This window comes from Rhizobium sp. NLR10b (assembly GCF_019685435.1).
Lineage (GTDB): Bacteria > Pseudomonadota > Alphaproteobacteria > Rhizobiales > Rhizobiaceae > Rhizobium.
On sequence record NZ_JABDWV010000017.1, the window covers coordinates 55885 to 75703 of the forward strand.

Consider the following 19819-nt stretch of genomic DNA (forward strand, 5'->3'; position numbering starts at 1 on the left):
CTGTTCTGCGAATCCGCCAGTGCTCAGCCTCTTGCCTTTCCCGTCCATCCCGCCAAAACTGCAGTGGAAACGATGAGCCCAACGAGAGTGCCGGAAAGAGGGCATGACAGCGCGCCAACGCATCATTCCGGTGAGACGCGAATATAATCGCTGGGTCGCCAACCAGACGCTGGAAGATTACGCGCTGCGCTTCACCGCAAAGAGCGCCCGGCATTTTTCCTCCGAGCGCATCTCGCAGACGGCCATCGGTGCAATTTCCTTCCTGGCGCTCGAAGCGATCGGCGCCGCGATCACCCTCTCCTACGGCACCACCAATGCCTTTTATGCGATCATCGTCGCCTCGGTCGCCATGCTGGCGATCGGTCTGCCGATCAGCCGATACGCCATCCGGCACGGCGTCGACATTGATCTTCTGACCCGCGGCGCCGGCTTCGGCTACATCGGCTCGACCATCACCTCGCTGATCTATGCGGGCTTCACCTTCATGCTGTTTGCGATCGAGGCCTCGATCATGTCCGGGGCGCTGGAGCTCACCCTCGGCATCCCGCTCTGGATCGGCTATATCATCAGCGCCGTCATGGTGATCCCGCTGGTGACGCACGGCGTGCGGCTGATCAGCAAGTTCCAGCTGATGACCCAGCCCTTCTGGATCGTGCTGAATATCCTGCCCTTCATCTTCATCGCCTTCATGGACTGGGAAAAGTTCGATCTCTGGCGCGCCTTCGCCGGCATCCATCATGCTTCGGGTCCGGCTGGCACCGTTGCCGAATTCGATCTGGTCGAATTCGGCGCGGCCTCCGCCGTCATCCTGGCGCTGATGTCGCAGATCGGCGAACAGGCCGACTTCCTGCGCTTCCTGCCGCCGGTCTCGCAGCGCAAGTGGCGCCATCGTCTCGCCGTCTTCCTCGCCGGTCCCGGCTGGGTCATCATCGGCGCACCGAAGCTGCTTGCCGGCTCGTTCCTCGTCGTGCTGACCCTCGCCTCGGGCGTGCCTCTCGACCGTGCCGCCGATCCGGCGCAGATGTATCTGACCGCCTTCGGCTACATGGTTCCCTGGCATAACGCCACACTGCTGCTGATGGCCGCCTTCGTCGTCGTTTCGCAGCTCAAGATCAACGTGATGAACGCCTATGCCGGCTCGCTCGCCTGGTCGAACTTCTTCTCGCGGCTGACCCACAGCCATCCCGGCCGCGTCATCTGGCTTGTCTTCAACGTCGCAATCGCCCTGCTCCTGATGGAACTCGGCATCTACCGGCTGCTGGAAGAGACGCTCGGCATCTTCTCGATCATCGCCATGGCCTGGCTCTGCACGATCTCGGCCGATCTCTTCATCAACAAGCCGCTGGGACTTGCCCCTCCTGGCATCGAGTTCAAGCGCGCCCATCTCTACGACATCAACCCGGTCGGCCTCGGCGCCATGACGCTGTCGGCGACGATATCGCTGGTCGCCCATTTCGGCGCCTTCGGCGAGACAGCCGCTTCACTCGCCCCCTATATCACCCTCGTCATCGCCCTCATCGCCACGCCGGCGCTCGCCTGGGCGACAAAGGGAAAATTCTACCTCGCGCGCAAGCCGCGCCAGAGTTGGAAGAACCAGACGAATATCACCTGTTCCGTCTGCGAGCATCCATTCGAGCCAGAGGATATGGCCTGGTGTCCGGCCTACGTCGCACCGATCTGCTCGCTCTGCTGTTCGCTCGACAGCCGCTGCCACGACATGTGCAAGCCAGCCGCTCGCTTCAATGCCCAGGTCGGCACGGTCGCGAGAACGCTGCTGCCCGAGAGCATTCTGGGCAAGCTGACGACGCGCCTCGGCCGCTACGCCATCGCCGTTGCGCTGGCGCTGACCGCCATCGGCGCGATCCTGGCGATGATCGCCCATCAGGTTGCCTCCGCTTCGCCGGAAACGGCAGACGTGGTCAATCGCACGATCCTCATCGTCTTCTTCGTGTTTTCGGTGATTTCAGGCGTTGTCTGCTGGTTCTATGTGCTCGCCCATGACAGCCGTGTCGTTGCCGAGGAGGAATCCTCCCGTCAGAACACGCTGCTGCTCAAGGAAATCGCCGCCCACAAGAAAACCGATGCCGCGCTGCAGAACGCCAAGGAGACGGCCGAGGCTGCCAACCGCGCCAAGAGCCGCTATGTCGTCGGCCTCAGCCACGAGCTGCGCACGCCTTTGAACGCCGTGCTCGGTTATGCGCAGATCCTCGAACGCGACGAAACGATCCCGGCGCCGCGCCAATCCTCGATCAAGGTCATCCGCCGCAGCGCCGAACATCTCTCCGGGCTGATCGACGGCCTGCTCGATATCTCCAAGATCGAGGCCGGCCGCCTGCAGGTCTATTCCAACGAGATCAACATCCAGGATTTCCTCGACCAGATCATCGAGCTGTTTCGGCCGCAGGCGCAGGCAAAGGGGCTCGCCTTCATCCATGATCGCTCGCCCGCCTTGCCGCAATTCGTCCGCACCGACGAAAAGCGCCTGCGCCAGATTCTCGTCAACCTGCTCTCCAATGCCATCAAGTTCACCGACGAAGGCAGCGTCACCTTCGATGTCGCCTATCGCAGCCAGGTCGCGACCTTCACCGTCACCGATACCGGCCGCGGCATCGCCGAGAAGGACCTGATGCGGATCTACGAACCTTTCCAGCGGGGCGAGGCAGACAGCGTGCGGCCGATGCCGGGCCTCGGTCTCGGGCTTACCATCACCCGGCTTCTGACCAACACGCTTGGTGGCGAGATTGCGGTATCGAGCGTCAAGGACGAAGGCTCGACATTCCGTGTGCGGCTGATGCTGTCCGCCGTCATGCGCGCCGCCGCGCCGCCGCAGGAAAAACGCATCGCCGGTTACGACGGTCCGCGCCGCACCATCGTCGTCGTCGACGACAATGAGGATCACCGCGAGATGATGCGCGAAATCCTGGCGCCGCTCGATTTCATCGTGCTGACGGCCGCAGGCGGCGCCGAATGCCTGACGCTGATCGACGGCATCCTGCCCGATCTGTTCCTCGTCGATATCCTGATGCCCGGCATGAGCGGCTGGCAGCTCGTCTCGCGTCTGCGCGAGGCCGGCCAGACAGCACCGGTTGTGATGCTTTCGGCCAATATCGGTGATGCGACGGTTCTAAGTGACAGCGACGACAGCCACAATGATGCGATCGGCAAGCCCGTCGACATCCGCCGGCTGCGCGACAAGCTCGCCTTGCATCTTGGCCTGAACTGGGTCTATGCCGATGACGCCCCCGCCGCTCCTGCAAAGATCGCAGCGCCGATGCTGGGCCCGGGTGCAGCCCATGTGCAGGAATTGCTGCGGCTCGGCGAGATCGGTTACATCAGGGGCATCGAAGCCAAGCTTTCGGACCTTGCCAAGGTGGAGGCAAATCGGCCATTCACCGAGGCTCTTCGACCCTATGTGGCCGCCTTCGATCTGGCCGGCTTCATGACCTTCCTGCACGACTTCGACGAAAAGGTGGAATCCATTGGCTGAGCCGGCCCTCCCTCGCGACATCGTTCTGCTGGTCGACGACTCGCCCGAAGCGCTCGGTTTCCTCACAGACGCGCTCGAACAATCCGGCTTCTCCGTGCTGATCGCCACCTCGGGCACGGCAGCGCTTGGCATCGTCGAGCGGATCACGCCTGATCTCATCCTGCTCGACGCCGTCATGCCCGTAATGGACGGCTTCGAGACCTGCCGAAGGCTGAAAGCGAATGCCACTGTAGCGCAGGTGCCCGTCATCTTCATGACCGGTCTGACGGAGACCGAGCATGTCGTGCACGCGCTGGAATCCGGCGGCGTCGATTACCTCACCAAGCCGATCAACATCGACGAACTGCGCGCCCGCATCCGCGTCCATCTGCGCAATGCCCGCTCGGCCCAGAGCGCCCGCGTTGCACTGGACGCTGCCGGCCGTCACCTGCTGGCGGTCAAGGGCGACGGCGCGATCCACTGGTCGACGCCGCAGGCGACCCGGCTGGTCAATGCCGCCATGGGCAGTGACGATGGCATGGAGATCGTCGTCCGCCATATCGCCGGCTGGATGCGTGACCGCGGGGCAGCAGTGCGCGACGGCATCATCTCAATCACCCATGCCGGCCAGGCGGCGCTGCAGCTCGCCTTCCTAGGCGCAATTGGCCCGGATGAATATCTCTTCCGCCTCACTGCCGCCAGCCAGCGCAGCGACGACGAGATGCTGCGCCAGCGTTTTTCGCTCACCCAACGAGAATCCGAAGTGCTGCTCTGGATCGCCAAGGGCAAGGCCAACCGTGACATTGGCGAAATACTGGGTTTGTCGGCGCGCACCGTGAATAAGCACCTCGAACAGATCTACGTGAAACTCGGCGTCGAAAACCGGGCGTCGGCGGCCGTGAAGGCGACGCATGTTCTGCATGAAATGTGAGGGATATTGAAACGGAGCGCCACCCGGCGCGATGTCGGTTGCAAGCTTTCGAACGGCTCGATCCGGCACGTCCCTCGCCTCGAAAGGGCGCACCACGATTGAGATGTCCCTAAAAAGAAAGAAGCCCGGCCGAACCGGGCTTCGATCAGATCATGTTATCGACAGGCAAGCGAAGCTTACATGCCCTGCGGGACGTAGGTGTACTTGCCGTCCGCGCCCTTCTTCCATTCGTACATGATGTAGCCAGGAATCTTCGGGTCGCCCTTTTCGTCGAACGAAATGTCGCCGAGAACGGTCGGGAACGGACCCTTTTCCTTCATGGCCGTGGCAACGGCTTCAGGATCCACCGAACCGGCAGCCTTGGCTGCGCCGGCGATCGCCTGCATCGCTGCGTAGGAGTAGAGCGTATAGGCTTCTGGGTTGAAACCGGCGGCCTTGAACTTTTCGACGAGCTCCTTGTTGGCCGGGTTCAGCGTCGGATCGGGGCCGAAGGTGTTCAGAGTACCGGCGACAGCGTCACCAGCGATCGAAGCCAGTTCATTCGAAACGATGCCGTCACCGGAAACCAGCGTTGCCTTCAGGCCCTGGTCTGCGGCCTGACGGATGATGAGACCGGCTTCGGTGTGCAGACCGCCCCAATAGATGATCGAGACGCCGGCTTCCTTCATCTTGGCGATGAGCGCCGAGAAGTCCTTGTCGCCGACGTTGATGCCTTCGTACATGACTTCCGTCAGGCCGGCGGCATTCATCGCCTTCTTGGTTTCGTCTGCAAGGCCCTGACCGTAGGGGGTCTTGTCGTGAACGACGGCGATCTTGGCGTCCTTGAAGTGGTCGGCGAGATACTTGCCGGCGATGGCGCCCTGCTGGTCGTCACGGCCGCAGGTGCGGAACGTGTTCCAGAGGCCCCGTTCCGTGAACTTCGGGTTCGTGGCGGCCGGGGTGATTTCGAGGATGCCGTTTTCGGCATAGACTTCCGAAGCCGGAATCGAAACGCCCGAGTTGAAGTGGCCGATGACGAACTTGACGCCGTCGGCAACGAATTTATTGGCGACCGAAATGCCCTGCTTCGGGTCGGAAACGTCGTCACCGAGTTCGATCTTGATCTGCTCGCCGTTGATGCCGCCAGCAGCGTTGATGTCGGCGGCTGCCTGCTCGGCACCCTTCTGAAGCTGAGCGCCGAAAGCGGCGTTCGGGCCGGTCAGCGGACCAGCGACAGCGATGAGGACGTCGGCCCAAGCGTTGCCGCTGAAGGCGACCATCGCCGTCAGAGCCACTGCCGACAGAAGAGACTTCTTCATATTGTTACTCCCAATTTTTGGGCGGGTTCTGGTCCAAGGCCCGGCGCATTACCCACCATCGACTGCGCCAGGAAAGCTGTTCCACTCTGAAGGCAATTCATGCCTAGTTTCAACGGACTGTCAATGTTTGTCCTTCCACGAAAACGCGGAAGTTTTTTCGTACAGCCAGTAATAGTTGTTGACCATCTGATTGGTACGGCGAAAGCGGTAGCCGGCCGTCGAGAAGACCAGCAAGGTCACGAAGTCGATGCCATAGAAGAGACCGCTGAGCATCGGCCCATTGAACAGGGCGTGGTGCAGAAACTGCATCGCCCAGGCAAGGAGGAAAGTGTAGACGACGGCGAGCGGATAATTGTTCCAGCCGTCAGCCACCGCCTTGCCGGCTCGCCAAGCCGTCCAGAAGCCGATCAGTACGACGAGGGCGCGAATGACAACCCGGACGCCGTCGTCGCTTTCGAAGAAAAGTCCCTGCATGTCAAACTCTCCCTTCGACTAATGTCTTCCGCCTTCGAGATAGGCGGCGCGGACTTCCGGATTGGCGAGCAGTTCCTTGCCGGAGCCGCTCATGGTCACCTTGCCGTTCACCATCACGTAAGCGCGGTGCGAGAGTCTCAGCGCCGCGAATGCATTCTGCTCGACAAGGAACACGGTGAGGCCTTCCTGCTCATTGAGCTTCCGGATTGCTTCGAAAATCCCCTTGACGATCAGCGGCGCCAGGCCGAGCGAAGGTTCGTCGAGCAGCAGCAGCTTCGGGCGCGCCATCAGCGCGCGGCCGATCGACAGCATCTGCTGCTCGCCGCCCGAAAGCGTGCCGCCGCGCTGGGCGTGACGTTCCTTGAGACGCGGGAAGAGCGTGAAGATCTTCTCGACGTCTTCGGCGAAATATTTGAGATTGTCGAGACCCGCCCCCATCTGGAGGTTTTCCATGACCGTCATGCGCGGGAAGATGCGACGCCCTTCCGGCGACTGCGCGATGCGCAGGCGTGCGATTTCATGGGTCGGCATACGGGTGATCTCGCGACCCTCGAAGACGACGGAGCCCTTACGGGCCTGGGGGCTGCCGCAGATCGTCATCATCAGCGTCGACTTGCCGGCGCCATTGGCGCCGATCAGACTGACGATCTCGCCCTTGTTGACCTCGACATCGATGCCGGCCAGCGCGCGGATATTGCCGTAGTAGGTTTCGACGCCATTCACCTGAAGAAGCGGTTGACCCGTCATGACTGCATCGCCCATCAGTTTGCGCCTCCTTCGAGCTGCTCGACGGTTGCGATCACCTCTTCCACTTCTTCATCCTCGACGCCGAGATAGGCCGCAATGACCTTCGGGTCGTGCTTCACATGGTCGGGCGTGCCATCGGAAATCTTCTGGCCATATTCAAGCACGACGACGTGATCGGAGATTTCCATAACCACAGACATGTCATGCTCGATAAGGAGAATGGAGGTTCCGGTATCGGCTCGAATGCCCTGCAGAAGCTCGTTGAGCTTAGCAGATTCGCGTGGGTTGAGGCCTGCGGCCGGTTCGTCCAGGCAAAGCAATTCTGGGCCCGTGCACATTGCACGCGCGATCTCGAGACGCCGCTGGGCGCCGTAAGGCAGGTCGCCTGCCGGATCATCGGCACGGTCGATCAGATCGGCCTTCTCGAGCCAATGGCGCGCCAGCTCGATCGATGCGGCCGCTTCTCGCTTGTAGGGACCGATGCCGATGAGGCCGAGAATGGTATAACCCGACGCCTGCATCAGCTTGTTGTGCTGGGCGACGAGCAGATTTTCCAGAACCGTCAGGCCGGAAAACAGCCGGATGTTTTGGAACGTTCGCGCCACCTTGGCTTCCTTGGTGATGCGAAAGTCCGGGAGACGCTCCAGCAGGTACTGCTTGCCGCTTCTCTGATTAAGCGTGATCATCCCCATCGTCGGCTTATAGAAGCCGGTGATGCAGTTGAAGACGGTGGTCTTGCCGGCGCCGTTCGGACCGATCAACGCGGTGATGTCGCCGCGCTTGGCCTCGAAGGAAAAGTCGTTGATGGCCATCAGGCCGCCGAACTTCATCGACAGGTGCTCGACCTTGAGAAGCGTGTCGCTCGACATCGTATTGGTGACGGGGCTCATCAACCGTGGCCCTCCTTGGTGAAGCTTCCAGATACGGCCTTGCGTGTCTTGAGGAAGGCGGTTGGTTCACGCGATCCGACGAAACCGCGCGGTTTGAACAGCATGACGACCACCATGGCGAGACCGAAGAGCAGCATGCGGTAGAGTTCCGGCGTGAAGTCGGGCCCAAAGACTGCTTTCAGGAAATCCATTTCGCGCAGCGCTTCGGTACCGCCCACCATGACGATCGCGGCGATCGCAATGCCGGTCAGCGAGCCCATGCCGCCGAGAACGACGATGGCGAGAACGACGGCCGATTCCAGGAAGATGAAGGATTCCGGCGAGACGAATCCCTGGCGAGCGGCGAAGAACGAGCCCGCGAAGCCACCGAACATGGCTCCCGTCGCGAACGCCGTCAGCTTGGTCGTCACCGTGTTGATGCCGAGCGAACGGCAAGCGATCTCGTCTTCACGCAGCGCTTCCCAGGCACGCCCGATCGGCATGCGCCGCAGGCGGATGGTGACGTAGGCCGTCAGCATGCACAGCGCCAGGATCAGGTAGAAGAGGAAAATCTTGTAGTACGCGGAAGACATCGGCAGGTGAAAGAGCTTGGCAAAGCCGCCGGCCGTCGCATCGAAAGGAATGCCGAAGAGCGTCGCCTTGGGAATGCTCGAGATACCAAAGGTTCCCTTGGTCACGTCGGTCCAGTTGATCAGGACGAGGCGGATGATTTCACCGAAGGCGAGCGTGACGATGGCGAGATAGTCGCCGCGCAGGCGCAGCACCGGGAAGCCGAGAATGACGCCCCAGAGCGCTGCGAGAATGCCGGAAAGCGGCAGCAGCAACCAGAAGGACAGGCCGAAATAGCTCGACAGCAGGGCGTAGGAATAGGCGCCGACCGCATAGAAGGCGACATAGCCGAGATCGAGAAGGCCCGCGAGGCCGACGACGATGTTCAGTCCCCACGCGAGCATCACGTAGATCAGGATCTGGATGCCGAAATTGTCGACCCATTTCAACGAGCCCTGAGCGCCGACGAGCGCCACGATCACCATGGGATAAAGCAGTAGCGCGAGCAGCGCGATCTTCAGGAAATGCCGATGGAAGAAACTCTTCTCGGTCGAAATGTCGAGATCGCCTTCCCGCGCCTTGCGGAGTTTTCGGCGGTCGATATTCGGCTTGATGAAAACGACCATCGCGAAACGGCCGATCGCGGCGATAGCGACAAAAATCGCCAGCAGTCCCCAACGCTGGACGATGATCAGCTCGTTGTTGATGTTCTGATCGGTTTTCAGGCCGACATAGAGAACGAACATGCCGAGGGAGAGAACGGCGGCGAAAAGGGCTTCGATAAGACCTTTGCGGACAAGTCCGGCATCGGGCTTGCCTGCAGAATTCTCGATATTTGCCATGACGTTATACCTTCTCGACTTCCGGCCGTCCGAGGATGCCCGTCGGTTTGAAGATCAGCACGAAAGCGAGGATGGCGAAGGTCGCCACATCCTTATACGCGATGGTGAAATAGGCTGACCACAGCGATTCGATCAGGCCAATCATCAGCCCACCAAGAACGGCGCCCGGCAACGAGCCGATGCCGCCGAGAACGGCTGCGGTAAATGCCTTCACACCCGGCGTGAAACCATCGGCGAACGAAGCGACGCCATAATACATCAGATACATCGTCCCGGCGACGGCAGCCAGCGCCGCCCCCATGACGAAAGTGATCGAGATCGTCTGGTCGACATTGACGCCGAGCAGCGCCGCCATCTTGCGATCCTGCTCGGTGGCGCGCTGGGCGCGGCCGAGGGCCGTGTGATTGACGATATACCAGAAGACGGTCAGCAGCACCGCCGTGATCAGGATGATGATGATCTGCTTCAGCGACACCGAGATGTTGCCGAACTGGTAAACCGAGCTCACCATCGGCGGGATCGGCTTGTTGCGCGGCCCCTGCGTCACCTGGATGAAGTTGGACAGCACAATCGACATGCCGATCGCGGTGATCAACGGTGCAAGGCGGAAGGATCCGCGCAGCGGACGGTAGGCGACACGCTCGATCGTCCAATTCCACAGACTCGTCATCAGCATCGCGACGACAAGCATCGCCAGCAGCAAAATTGCCACCGGGAGACCTGCGAAGATGGATGTGAGGACGAGAAAGACGATAAGAGCGGCGAAACCACCGAGCATGAAGATGTCGCCATGGGCGAAATTGATCATGCCGATAATGCCATAAACCATCGTATAGCCGATAGCCACGAGGCCATAGATGGATCCGAGCGTCAGCCCATTGAAGAGCTGCTGGACGAAATACTCCATATGTCGTTTTCCCCTGGATGCGAGCCGAAGATGCTGCATCTCTTTTTGGTTATTCGGCTCCTCGTTCAAGGAACCTCATAGGCCGCATGCATAGCGGTTTCGGTGAAAATGTGAAGACAAAAAGGATTTACGCCAGCAGATTCTTATTCGAACAGGCCTAAATGGCGCATTTTGAACCAGAATCCACAGAAAATCGGCAAAGACCGACCCATTTTTAGCCAAAACCTGCTGCCGGCTTAACCATCCGGCAAGCGCGCCGTCGATTTCCTGCGCCGCTTCCCGCGTAAGCTATTCCATAAGGCTGGAAGAAAGCGCAAATTCAACCCTTGAGCCTGCAGTTTTTGCGAATGGTATTTCACAGGTAAATGCCGCCATCCTCGCCTGACAGCTGCGGGAACTTATGGTAGCATCTTCAATCTGCGTTATCGGGGGTGCGGGGCGCGGCGAGAACCACCATATCGATATCTGGTGCGACAGGGATGGTTGACGACGAGCGACAGCGGGCGCTCGCGGCGCGGCGAACGGCAAAAGGACAATGCTGACGACATTTGAAAAGGCGGCGCTCGAAGCCGGTAAGGCCATCATCGCGATCTTGCGCGAAGGCTTTCCCATCACCATGAAGGCGGACGCGAGCCCGGTTACGGTTGCCGACGAGGAGGCCGAACGCATCATCCTCGCCCATCTGTCCAGGGATTATCCCGATATACCCGTCGTGGCGGAAGAGTCGGTTGCCGCTGGAAGCGTGCCCGACATCAGCGGCCGCGGCTTCTTCCTGGTCGACCCGCTCGACGGCACCCGTGAATTCGTCGACGGACGGCAGGAATTCACCGTCAACATCGCTTATATCGAGAACGGCGCCCCGGTCGCCGGGATCGTCTACGCGCCGGCGCTCGGGCTCGCCTTCTTAGGAGAGCGCGGCCGTGCCGAAAGGCTTGATGTCACCGAGGACTTCACCATCGGGGCGCGCACCGCAATTGCCGTGCGCGAGCAGCCGGACGACCGGCTTGCACTTGCAAGCCTTCGTCACAACAGCCCGGAGACGGGAACCTTCCTCGCCGATCACGCGATCTCCAAATGCACCAATATCGGCTCCTCGCTGAAATTCTGCCTGCTGGCGGAAGGCAAGGCCGACGTCTATCCACGCTTCACCCGCACGATGGAGTGGGACACCGCGGCCGGCGATGCGGTGCTGCGCGCTGCCGGGGGATCGACGGTGACGCTCGACGGAGCGCTGCTGACCTATGGCAAGACGGGGACAGCGGCCGATTTCGACTTCGCCAACCCGAACTTCATTTCCTGGGGCGGCAGGAAACGCGTCCTCGAACCGGCGTGACCGTCCGCGGGCATTCGCAAATGCCATGATACGCGGTCCCGCTCATGATATGTTCTGCGCCTGCCGCCCGCTCCACGAACGCCTTGGCGCGTGGCGACCACTGCGGCCCCTGCTCTTAATCGTTCAAATATCGTCCTGCCGCGTTCGAGCCGCACCGCAGACACTCGTAGAAATCGGAAAGTGATTTGGCCGATGCGGCGCGCGTGATTCCCGGTGGGCTTAACGTCCATCTTCACCGGTTCGAACCCCTGCCGATTCGGCCTTGATTTTGTCATATTTTGACACAGATTGAGAACGGCCGAACATATCCGGCAAAAAAATTCACGTCGGAATTCGTTAAAAATGCCGTCGGCCAACCGTCGGTCGCGTGTCGAAACAACACGAGGACAGACCTGTGGAAGCCCTCGCCAAGAGCCTAGAAACCTTGACGAAATTCCAATTATTAACGAAATATCATGAGGTTGCCTCAACTTAACGCAAGTGCGAAAGATTTGTTGCGATGCGATATTTCTCTGGACACCATTACACAATTGTCGCATTTTTCCGTTTTAGTAGGGTTACCAACACCTGAGTGCAGCCCTGGTCACAGGGCAAACCATTGATCGCCTATTGCCGCCGCGCCCCTCGAAGACAACAGAGTACGATCCTTGAGCATCACGGAATTAAACAACACCATTTCGACTGATTCCTTCCGGCCGAGCCGCCGCCAGCAGCCGAGCCTGAAGATTCAAACCCCTGTCATCCATAGCGATGCCTCCCAGGCGCCGTGGGTGGATCTCGCCCTGAAGCGGGCGTTCGACATAGTTTCGTCGTTGAGCGCCCTCCTCGTCCTCGCCCCTTTCCTTCTCCTCGTCGCCCTGCTGATCAAGCTCGACAGCCCGGGACCGGTGCTGTTCAAGCAGACCCGCTGGGGTAAGAACTGCAAGGCCATCAAGGTCTACAAGTTCCGTTCCATGCGTACCGATCTCTGCGATGTCTCGGGCGTCGCCCAGACGGTGAAGAACGACCCCCGTATCACCCGCATCGGCGCCATTCTGCGCCGCACGAATATCGACGAGTTGCCACAGCTGTTGAACGTGCTGTTGGGCGATATGTCGGTCGTCGGTCCTCGCTGCCATGCAATCGGCATGCGCGCCGGCGGCATGCTCTATGAAGAGCTCGTGCCGGAATATCATCAGCGCCACGCCATGCGCCCCGGCATGACCGGTCTTGCCCAGATGCGTGGCCTGCGCGGTCCGACCGATCGTCCCGCCAAGGCGCGCGCCCGCATCGCTTGTGATCTTTATTATGTCGGGAATTTCTCGATCTTGATGGACATGCGCATCATCGTCGGGACCGTTGTGTCAGAAGTGACCGGCGGAAAAGGCTTTTAACAGCGGTTCAGCTTTCCACGGAAGCGCAGAACCGCTCTAACCTTTTGTATTGTGCAATTCCCGGCAAAAGCACTTTACGCTTTGCCTGGAATTGCTCTCGCCTTTTTGTGAGAAAGGACCGGCTGCCTCAGGGCGGCCGGTGCCGTTCTGGCGACCGCCTGCGTGCGGTTGACCCTGTCTGGCTTTTACATCGCGCTCTTCAGATAACCGTCGACAGCGTGCGACGAGAGATCGAGAATGATCGCGATCTCATCGCTGCTCTTGCGATTCGCCGACAGCGCAGCTCTCCGATCTGGGGCCGGCTAGACGTTGCCGGCGAGCCATCTTCAGGATTGCTGTTGCCTGAGAGCTGCTCCAGAAGCTCCCGCAGCTAAAGCGCACTGCCATAGAATGCATGGCTGCCCGAGTAGCGAAAATGTATTGTTTCAGGTCAATGCTGGCAATGCGAAGGCGCAGCCGTTTTTCAGGCCGGGCACCTGGAAGAGCGCGCAGCGGCGGCAATTTTCCTGATCGGCCGCACTTCCCGCAATCGATCCCTCCTCACGGAAGATCGGCGGAACCGTCCGCTTCATCGGCGTCACCGGTCCGATGCCGTAGAAGAGATCGACGTGCTCGTGAGAGCCGGCGGGATTTTGCTTCGCTCGTTCACCGGCCACTCCGGGCATCTAAATTTGTTATCAAAGTCTTACGTTGGGCTTAGGCAATTTTTAAATGTGGCAGGCTAGAGTGGCGCTCGTGGTCTTGCGTTGTGTAGAGAGTCCAATGACCGAAATGATACGTCCCCGAGTGAAATATGTCATCGGCCCCGATGGCAGCCCCCTGACCATCGCGGACCTTCCGCCGCCCAATACGCGGCGCTGGGTGATCCGCCGCAAGGCAGAGGTTGTCGCGGCTGTTCGCGGTGGCCTGTTGAGCTTGGAAGAGGCCTGCGAGCGTTACACACTCACGGTCGAAGAGTTCCTTTCCTGGCAGTCGTCGATCAACAGCCATGGCCTCGCCGGCCTGCGCACCACGCGCATCCAGCAATATCGCCACTGATCGCGCGCCATCGTCGACATTTATTTCGGGCCGGACGCATCTCCCATCAGGGAATGAAGAAGGCCCGAAATTATTGACGAGGCGGCGTAGCACCAGAGGCCGGGCTGCGTGAAGGCATCCGCCAACCCCGTTGTCTTCGCCGCAGCAATGACGATCGCGACCAGCAGCACGTCCATCATTGACCACTTGGACAGATGCGGCACGACGCGCCGATAGAACTGCCTCCCGGCCCCGCTGCCGGCAGCCGTCGCTTCCGCCGCAATCCCGATCATCTTCAGAAACGGAAGCACGATCGAGACCAGCGCGACGACCGCCGCCAGCAGCCCATCGCCGCCTTGCCAGAGCGAGACGACGATTTCGATGAGCGAAGGGGTCTGATCGAAGAAATACAGCGTCTCGAAACGGACCAGCGGTAAGATCAGGCCGAGCGCCAGGAGGAACGGCGCGGCCACGAGAAGAGCGGGGCGGATGATCGAAAGCGCGCTCATTGCCCCAGAGCCTCGCGTCGATCCGACATTTTTCATGAACACTGCGTCTCCCTGAGGAACTGTTCTACCGCCTTGGCACGACCGCGCCGCCGTGTCACCGTCGGCTGCGATTAATATCTGTGCACGAGGAAAGACGATGGATATCCGAAATGAGGAAGACGTATCCGGTGGCCGTTATGCCGTGGACGTCGAGGGGCACGAGGCGGAGATGACCTATTCGCGAACCTCGCCGAAGCTCGTCATCATCGATCACACGGCGGTTCCCGATGCCCTGCGCGGCAAGGGTGTCGGCCAGGCATTGGCTCTGCACGCGGTGGAAGCGGCCCGCGCTGGCGGTTGGAAGATCATCCCGCTCTGCCCGTTCTTCAAGGGGCAGGCGCAACGTCATCCGGAATGGCAGGATGTCGTGAATTGATTCGCGACGCCTGAAGCGGTCGCCGCGGGGAGCGGCGGCGTGCGGACGCAAAAGGCGGGAAACACCAAAAGCCATGTATGACGGACAGCGCGCCCATCATACATGGCCTCTCTCAGGCGATCGTCAGGCGCCGACGCCGGCGCCCGCATTTTCTCTCAGGCCCTGGCGGCGCGGACGCCGCTGTCACGTTCTTCCAGCGCCGTCGCCCTTGCATATTCCGCCTGCATTTCCTCAAGCGCCAGTTCCAGCGCCTCTTCCTGCATCTTCAGTTCCTTGATCGAAACCTGCAGGTTGTCGGCCCGCTGACGCGCGGCCTTGGCGAAGGTCGGATAAGCAAAGTGATTCGGGTCGGATATACCGGACTTCTTTTCCTCGACGACGATCTGGCTCTCCAGATCCTTCGTCATCCGTTCGAATTCGGACATCATCATCTGCAATTGCTGCAATTGACGTCGTTTTTCGTTCACCTGAAACTCTTTCAGGCGAACGAGACTTTCTCGCGACTTCATACGCATTACTCCCGTGATGCGAGACCCCGGCTCAACTTGAAACCGCCCTGCGCGCCGCTTTGACACGGTTTGCTAAAAAATTTCCTGCGATATTAACAAAAACCTACCGCTGGTAACCTTTCGTTTACGGGCATCGTTAATGATAGGCCCGATGATTTAAGGGTCGGTAAATGCCACGGCACGAAGTTCGAACCTTTTCATTGGCGAGTCGGATGAATCAGTTAGCGCTGTTTCCTAATGTTAACGTTGAGGAACGCCTTTTTGAGATTCCTATTGGAAAACAGAGAAATGGAAAAATTATTTAATAAATTCGATACTCCTTGCCAGAGTGAATTAGAATTTGTTAACCATTTCGTGGCAGCTTCCAAATCACGTAGCTTGTTCGGGTAGCGTGTAGGGGGCCAGACCACCTTTCGGCGGCGGTAAAGGGGATAATTATGCGGGTACTTCTCATCGAGGACGACAGCGCTACGGCGCAGAGCATCGAATTGATGCTCAAATCAGAGAGTTTTAATGTTTACACCACCGATCTCGGTGAAGAAGGCGTCGATCTGGGCAAGCTGTATGATTACGACATCATCCTTCTCGATCTGAACCTGCCCGACATGTCCGGATATGAAGTGCTCCGCACTCTCCGGCTGTCCAAGGTCAAGACACCGATCCTCATTCTGTCGGGCATGGCAGGCATCGAGGACAAGGTTCGCGGCCTCGGCTTCGGCGCCGACGACTACATGACCAAGCCCTTCCACAAGGACGAGCTCGTCGCCCGCATCCACGCTATCGTTCGCCGCTCCAAGGGTCACGCCCAGTCGGTCATCATGACCGGCGAGTTGATCGTCAATCTCGACGCCAAGACCGTCGAAGTCGGCGGCCAGCGCGTCCATCTGACGGGCAAGGAATATCAGATGCTGGAGCTGCTTTCGCTCCGCAAGGGCACCACTCTCACCAAGGAAATGTTCCTGAACCACCTTTACGGCGGCATGGACGAACCGGAGCTGAAGATCATCGACGTCTTCATCTGCAAGCTGCGCAAGAAGCTCGCCAACGCCGCCGGCGGCGCCAATTACATCGAAACCGTCTGGGGCCGTGGTTACGTTCTTCGCGAGCCGGATGGCACCGAATATGCGGAAACCGCTTGATCTTCCGATCCCCCTTATCGGATGACGAAATCCCGCCCTTTCGGCGGGATTTTTCGTTTGCACCGCCGGCGCTGCCGCCCCGTTAGAGGGATTCCGCCTGATCTGGCCGAACAGGTTAACATTCCGGTCAAGGAAAAGCGCAGCGTCAGCCGGAGCCCGGCGGCGCTTGCGGCACTATGCTCAGGGACGGCCGATGCGGCCGGGAAGAAAGCTGATGTCAGGCAGCAATCGCGCGGTTTCCGAAAACGGCGGTTAGGATCTTACGATCGAACGGCTTCAGCAGGAAATCGGTGGCGCCGGCTCGTTTACCCGCCATCAGCTTCTTCAGATCCGCCTCGATGACGCAGTAATAGATCTTGACCTCTTTGCCGCCGTCCATGGCGCGGATCGCCGCGATGAGGTCGAGCGCACCTTCCATGCCGGAATCGACGATGAGGTATTCCGGCAACTCTGCCTGGCAGCGCTGCAGCGCCTCGGCGGCATCGGAGGCCTCGCTGACGAGAAAGTCGAGTTCGGAGAGAATGCGCTTGCCGACCTTACGGACAATGTCCGAATTATCGGTGATCATGAACCTTTGCATGACTACTCCTTTCCCCGCATTCGTCGCAACGAGGGGTCTTCCACAACCTAAGAGAATAGGTCCATCAGGCTAAGGAATCGTTACCGGACGGGCGAGAGCATGCTGCTGCACGCCGAAAAATCAGACCGCAGCAACCGTCGCCGTGAACACCAGTTCGTCCGGACTTGCGCTGTGGTCGAGCGTCATTCCGCACTCCTCGGCCAGAAGCACGGCGTAGTACGGCTGGATCGAATGGGCGTCGATCGCTTCCTCGATCGTCCCCGTCGATATCTCGACGAATTTCGGCGGCAGACGCATCAGCTTGCCTTTCACCGAGAGGGTGAACTTGGCCTCGAATTCAGGATTTTCGAGCGTGACCTCGAGCACGCCGCCGCGCGGAATCGCCGAATAGGCGACGAGGAAGAGGTTGAGCAACAGCTTGACGCGGTTCTTGGCCACGATGGCACGCGGTCCGTTCCAGATCACCTCGGTCTTCTTCTCGGCGAGGGCAAAATCCTTGGCGGCCCGCTCGGCCTCGCCGGTATCGATCGAGGCGCCGACTGAACCCGATGCGCCGAAGGCGAGGCGCGCGAATTTCAGGCGGACGGAAGCGTTGAGCGCACTGGTGCGGATCAGATCCATTGCATCGGAATCAGCGCCGCCTTCATCCAGAAGCTCCAGGCCGTTGTTGATCGCGCCGACGGGTGAGATGACATCGTGGCAAACGCGGCTGCAGAGAAGCGCGGCCAGATCCGGGCCGGACAGGGTGAGGTTCGGGTTCTTGGACATCATCGTCTCCTGAAGGGCGGCAATCTCATCGCGCCCGCAAATATGCTTCATCAAAATTGCGCGAAGTTTGCGATCGTATTCAGTGCCATAATGACACCATATTTGGTAAACCGATTGTTAAGATCATCGGCGCAAAATGCAGCAATCGACGCGAGCGGGTGCCCGCTCCAGCCAAACGACGAACGGATGACATCATGCGCCCTCGATTTCCGCACCGATTCATTGGCTTCTGCAGGTTGCTTTCGGCCCTCGTCTTCTCCTCGCTGATAATTGCCGGGCCGGCCGCGGCCCAGAACAACGGTCAGTATACGATGCAGGAAATCATCGATGCCGGCCACTCCTTCTTCGGCTCCGCCAGCGGCGGCCTTGCCAAGGTGGTCGAGAGCGCCTTCCAGAAATACGGCCTGCCGAACGGTTATATTCTTGGGCAGGAAGGCGGCGGCGCCTTCATCGCCGGTCTCACCTACGGCGAAGGCCAACTCAACACCAAGAACGCCGGCGAGCATCCGCTCTACTGGCAGGGCCCGTCTCTCGGCATCGATTACGGCGGCCAGGGTTCGCGCGTCATGATGCTGGTCTACGACCTGCCCTCCATCGACGGCATCTATGCCCGCTTCGGCGGCGTCAGTGGCTCGGCCTATGTGATCGCCGGCTTCGGCATGACGGTGCTGAAAAACAATGACGTGCTGGTTGTGCCGATCCGCACTGGCGTCGGCGCCCGCCTCGGGGTCAATGTCGGTTATCTCAAGATCACCCAGGCGCCGACCTGGAACCCCTTCTGAGGTGGTAAAGCGGCAGGAATCGGCTGCCGCCGGCATCGGCGGCCTTGCCATGCGTGCCATGCCTGCTTAATCATCGCGGCTGACCCCGTATTAACTGTCGAATCGATGGCCGCGCCGTGATCGAATACGCTCTCTTGTTCGGATTGGGCTTCCTGACCGCGGCCTTCCTCGTCTTTCTGGTCTCGCCGGCCGTTCACCGCCGCATTGTCTGGTATACCGAAAACCGTCTCAAGGCGACGATGCCGCTGAGCCCGCAGGAGGTTCGCGCCCAGAAGGATATGGTGCGCGCGCTTCATGCCGCCGAGAATGCCCGCACCACCCAGGACCTTCTGCGTGAGCGCGAGAAATCCCTGTCGCTCCAGCTGCGCCACGATGCGCTCGCCGTCGATGCCGGCAGGCTCGCCGCCGAGATCGGCGAATTGCAGGCCCAGATCGGCGAGATGCATGTCGAGGCGGCCGAGCAGCGCTCGCACCTGCGCAAGGATGAGAACTACATCAGCCAGTTGAAAACCAATCTGCATATTGCCGAACAATCCGCCGCCGACAAGGAGAGCGAACTGGCGGCAATGCGAACGCGGCTGAGCAAACTCATCGAACAGGCCGACGGGCTGAGAATCGATCTCGCCGCGCGTGAGACCGAAGCGGAAAGCCTGAAATTCCGCGCCAACGCGCTGCGCGACGAACGCGACACATTGCGCCAGGACGTCAACCTGCTCCAGAAGCGGGCTAGGGATGCCGAACAGAAACTGACGCAGCAGCAGCATATGGTGATCCGCCTGGAGGACAAGGCTGCACGCGAAAGCGCTTCCGCCGCCGAGAAGGAAACGCAGCTCGCCCGCCGTCAGCAGGAGATCGCCAAGTTGAAGGAGCAGTTGAAAGCCGCCAATGCCGAGATCCGCAAGATCAACCGGGTGCTGCGCGATGCCGGCCTGGCCAAGATAGCGGCGGAACTACCGGCGGAACTGACGGCTGAAGACACGACCGCATCCGTGCTCGACACGGCCGCTGTGACGGCTGAGATGGGCGAGGATGTCCGCAAGCGCAGCGCCGCCCTTGCCGAGCGCCTGCTGAAGGCAAAGTCCGTCACCGGACGCGATGGCGCGATCCGCGAGGAGATCGCCTCGATCGCCGCCAATATGGTCGCGCTGACCGCACTCAACGAGGGCCCTTCCTCAGCGATCCACGCGCTGCTGCCGGATGCCGGCAACAAGAACCCGAACGATCGCCTCAGCCTTGCCGACAGGGCGGCGGCCGTCATCGCCAATCCGGTGCGTTAGCCCATCGATCCGA

20 protein-coding genes are annotated in these 19819 nt (G+C 60.2%); 9 read left to right on the top strand and 11 right to left on the bottom strand.

Translation table 11 applies throughout. From position 1 onward, the window contains the following. Window positions 1–103 precede the first annotated feature (103 nt). Complete coding sequence (locus HJB91_RS25060; RefSeq protein WP_210630099.1) at window positions 104–3487, top strand: ATP-binding protein; 3384 nt, start codon at window positions 104–106, stop codon at window positions 3485–3487. After that, on the top strand, window positions 3480–4397 hold the full coding sequence (locus HJB91_RS25065) for a response regulator transcription factor (RefSeq protein ID WP_210630097.1): 918 nt from the start codon (window positions 3480–3482) through the stop codon (window positions 4395–4397). The genes HJB91_RS25060 and HJB91_RS25065 overlap by 8 nt, the downstream gene beginning before the upstream one ends. Window positions 4398–4573: 176 nt before the next feature. Here HJB91_RS25065 and HJB91_RS25070 read toward each other — a convergent pair whose 3' ends face one another. From HJB91_RS25070 to HJB91_RS25095, 6 genes are all read right to left on the bottom strand, one after another. Next, window positions 4574–5695, bottom strand: coding sequence for a branched-chain amino acid ABC transporter substrate-binding protein (locus HJB91_RS25070; RefSeq protein WP_020922104.1), 1122 nt, complete (start codon window positions 5693–5695; stop codon window positions 4574–4576). Between the two features lie 120 nt (window positions 5696–5815). Further along, window positions 5816–6169, bottom strand: coding sequence for a DUF6867 family protein (locus HJB91_RS25075; protein WP_184453684.1), 354 nt, complete (start codon window positions 6167–6169; stop codon window positions 5816–5818). 18 nt (window positions 6170–6187) lie between these two features. Beyond that, complete coding sequence (locus HJB91_RS25080; RefSeq protein ID WP_176536353.1) at window positions 6188–6931, bottom strand: ABC transporter ATP-binding protein; 744 nt, start codon at window positions 6929–6931, stop codon at window positions 6188–6190. Then, window positions 6931–7806 (bottom strand): ABC transporter ATP-binding protein, encoded by an 876-nt coding sequence (locus HJB91_RS25085; protein WP_210630096.1) that lies wholly within the window; start codon window positions 7804–7806, stop codon window positions 6931–6933. The genes HJB91_RS25080 and HJB91_RS25085 overlap by 1 nt, the downstream gene beginning before the upstream one ends. Next, entirely contained in the window at window positions 7806–9197 is a 1392-nt protein-coding gene (gene livM, locus HJB91_RS25090; protein WP_210630095.1) for a high-affinity branched-chain amino acid ABC transporter permease LivM, read from the bottom strand. The genes HJB91_RS25085 and livM overlap by 1 nt, the downstream gene beginning before the upstream one ends. A gap of 4 nt (window positions 9198–9201) precedes the next feature. Continuing rightward, entirely contained in the window at window positions 9202–10104 is a 903-nt protein-coding gene (locus HJB91_RS25095) for a branched-chain amino acid ABC transporter permease (protein ID WP_064811172.1), read from the bottom strand. Window positions 10105–10639: 535 nt separating this feature from the next. On the opposite strand from HJB91_RS25095, the gene cysQ reads away from it, so the two are divergent. Both cysQ and HJB91_RS25105 read left to right on the top strand, forming a co-directional pair. Next, a complete protein-coding gene (gene cysQ, locus HJB91_RS25100; RefSeq protein ID WP_221144674.1) occupies window positions 10640–11437 on the top strand; it encodes a 3'(2'),5'-bisphosphate nucleotidase CysQ in 798 nt (265 codons plus the stop codon). A 647-nt stretch (window positions 11438–12084) separates the two neighbouring features. Then, the gene (locus HJB91_RS25105) at window positions 12085–12810 is read left to right on the top strand and encodes a sugar transferase (RefSeq protein ID WP_210630091.1); all 726 of its coding nucleotides are present in this window, start codon (window positions 12085–12087) and stop codon (window positions 12808–12810) included. Window positions 12811–13235: 425 nt separating this feature from the next. Here HJB91_RS25105 and HJB91_RS25110 read toward each other — a convergent pair whose 3' ends face one another. Continuing rightward, complete coding sequence (locus HJB91_RS25110; protein WP_221156055.1) at window positions 13236–13466, bottom strand: hypothetical protein; 231 nt, start codon at window positions 13464–13466, stop codon at window positions 13236–13238. A gap of 106 nt (window positions 13467–13572) precedes the next feature. Here HJB91_RS25110 and HJB91_RS25115 point away from each other — a divergent pair, with 106 nt between their 5' ends. After that, window positions 13573–13848: a DUF1153 domain-containing protein gene (locus tag HJB91_RS25115; RefSeq protein ID WP_007533628.1), complete on the top strand. Its 276-nt coding sequence runs from the start codon at window positions 13573–13575 to the stop codon at window positions 13846–13848. Between the two features lie 20 nt (window positions 13849–13868). Here HJB91_RS25115 and HJB91_RS25120 read toward each other — a convergent pair whose 3' ends face one another. Then, a complete protein-coding gene (locus HJB91_RS25120) occupies window positions 13869–14336 on the bottom strand; it encodes a paraquat-inducible protein A (RefSeq protein ID WP_210630088.1) in 468 nt (155 codons plus the stop codon). Window positions 14337–14472: 136 nt separating this feature from the next. Here HJB91_RS25120 and HJB91_RS25125 point away from each other — a divergent pair, with 136 nt between their 5' ends. Continuing rightward, window positions 14473–14751: a GNAT family N-acetyltransferase gene (locus HJB91_RS25125; RefSeq protein WP_221144671.1), complete on the top strand. Its 279-nt coding sequence runs from the start codon at window positions 14473–14475 to the stop codon at window positions 14749–14751. Between the two features lie 155 nt (window positions 14752–14906). Here HJB91_RS25125 and HJB91_RS25130 read toward each other — a convergent pair whose 3' ends face one another. Beyond that, window positions 14907–15260 (bottom strand): flagellar export protein FliJ, encoded by a 354-nt coding sequence (locus tag HJB91_RS25130; protein ID WP_210630084.1) that lies wholly within the window; start codon window positions 15258–15260, stop codon window positions 14907–14909. Window positions 15261–15697: 437 nt separating this feature from the next. Between HJB91_RS25130 and ctrA the strand changes: the two genes are divergently transcribed. Beyond that, window positions 15698–16399, top strand: a complete 702-nt coding sequence (ctrA, locus tag HJB91_RS25135; RefSeq protein WP_007533606.1) for a response regulator transcription factor CtrA — start codon at window positions 15698–15700, stop codon at window positions 16397–16399. 217 nt (window positions 16400–16616) lie between these two features. On the opposite strand, the gene HJB91_RS25140 is transcribed toward ctrA, so the two are convergent. Then, entirely contained in the window at window positions 16617–16979 is a 363-nt protein-coding gene (locus HJB91_RS25140) for a response regulator (protein WP_210630083.1), read from the bottom strand. Between the two features lie 120 nt (window positions 16980–17099). Beyond that, window positions 17100–17747 (bottom strand): histidine phosphotransferase ChpT, encoded by a 648-nt coding sequence (gene chpT / locus HJB91_RS25145; RefSeq protein ID WP_210630081.1) that lies wholly within the window; start codon window positions 17745–17747, stop codon window positions 17100–17102. A 194-nt stretch (window positions 17748–17941) separates the two neighbouring features. Here chpT and HJB91_RS25150 point away from each other — a divergent pair, with 194 nt between their 5' ends. Further along, a complete protein-coding gene (locus HJB91_RS25150; protein ID WP_221156056.1) occupies window positions 17942–18529 on the top strand; it encodes a DUF1134 domain-containing protein in 588 nt (195 codons plus the stop codon). A 116-nt stretch (window positions 18530–18645) separates the two neighbouring features. Continuing rightward, a complete protein-coding gene (locus HJB91_RS25155) occupies window positions 18646–19806 on the top strand; it encodes a hypothetical protein (RefSeq protein ID WP_221156057.1) in 1161 nt (386 codons plus the stop codon). The last annotated feature ends 13 nt before the right edge of the window (window positions 19807–19819 follow it).

Excerpts from the sequence above, each read along its gene's own strand:
- HJB91_RS25060 (WP_210630099.1), top strand. The coding sequence starts at position 104 with ATGACAGCGCGCCAACGCATCATTCCGGTGAGACGCGAATATAATCGC.
- HJB91_RS25070 (WP_020922104.1), bottom strand. The coding sequence starts at position 5,695 with ATGAAGAAGTCTCTTCTGTCGGCAGTGGCTCTGACGGCGATGGTCGCC.
- HJB91_RS25075 (WP_184453684.1), bottom strand. The coding sequence starts at position 6,169 with ATGCAGGGACTTTTCTTCGAAAGCGACGACGGCGTCCGGGTTGTCATT.
- HJB91_RS25080 (WP_176536353.1), bottom strand. The coding sequence starts at position 6,931 with ATGGGCGATGCAGTCATGACGGGTCAACCGCTTCTTCAGGTGAATGGC.
- HJB91_RS25085 (WP_210630096.1), bottom strand. The coding sequence starts at position 7,806 with ATGAGCCCCGTCACCAATACGATGTCGAGCGACACGCTTCTCAAGGTC.
- livM (WP_210630095.1), bottom strand. The coding sequence starts at position 9,197 with ATGGCAAATATCGAGAATTCTGCAGGCAAGCCCGATGCCGGACTTGTC.
- HJB91_RS25095 (WP_064811172.1), bottom strand. The coding sequence starts at position 10,104 with ATGGAGTATTTCGTCCAGCAGCTCTTCAATGGGCTGACGCTCGGATCC.
- cysQ (WP_221144674.1), top strand. The coding sequence starts at position 10,640 with ATGCTGACGACATTTGAAAAGGCGGCGCTCGAAGCCGGTAAGGCCATC.
- HJB91_RS25115 (WP_007533628.1), top strand. The coding sequence starts at position 13,573 with ATGACCGAAATGATACGTCCCCGAGTGAAATATGTCATCGGCCCCGAT.
- HJB91_RS25120 (WP_210630088.1), bottom strand. The coding sequence starts at position 14,336 with ATGAGCGCGCTTTCGATCATCCGCCCCGCTCTTCTCGTGGCCGCGCCG.
- HJB91_RS25125 (WP_221144671.1), top strand. The coding sequence starts at position 14,473 with ATGGATATCCGAAATGAGGAAGACGTATCCGGTGGCCGTTATGCCGTG.
- HJB91_RS25130 (WP_210630084.1), bottom strand. The coding sequence starts at position 15,260 with ATGAAGTCGCGAGAAAGTCTCGTTCGCCTGAAAGAGTTTCAGGTGAAC.
- ctrA (WP_007533606.1), top strand. The coding sequence starts at position 15,698 with ATGCGGGTACTTCTCATCGAGGACGACAGCGCTACGGCGCAGAGCATC.
- HJB91_RS25140 (WP_210630083.1), bottom strand. The coding sequence starts at position 16,979 with ATGCAAAGGTTCATGATCACCGATAATTCGGACATTGTCCGTAAGGTC.
- chpT (WP_210630081.1), bottom strand. The coding sequence starts at position 17,747 with ATGTCCAAGAACCCGAACCTCACCCTGTCCGGCCCGGATCTGGCCGCG.
- HJB91_RS25150 (WP_221156056.1), top strand. The coding sequence starts at position 17,942 with ATGCGCCCTCGATTTCCGCACCGATTCATTGGCTTCTGCAGGTTGCTT.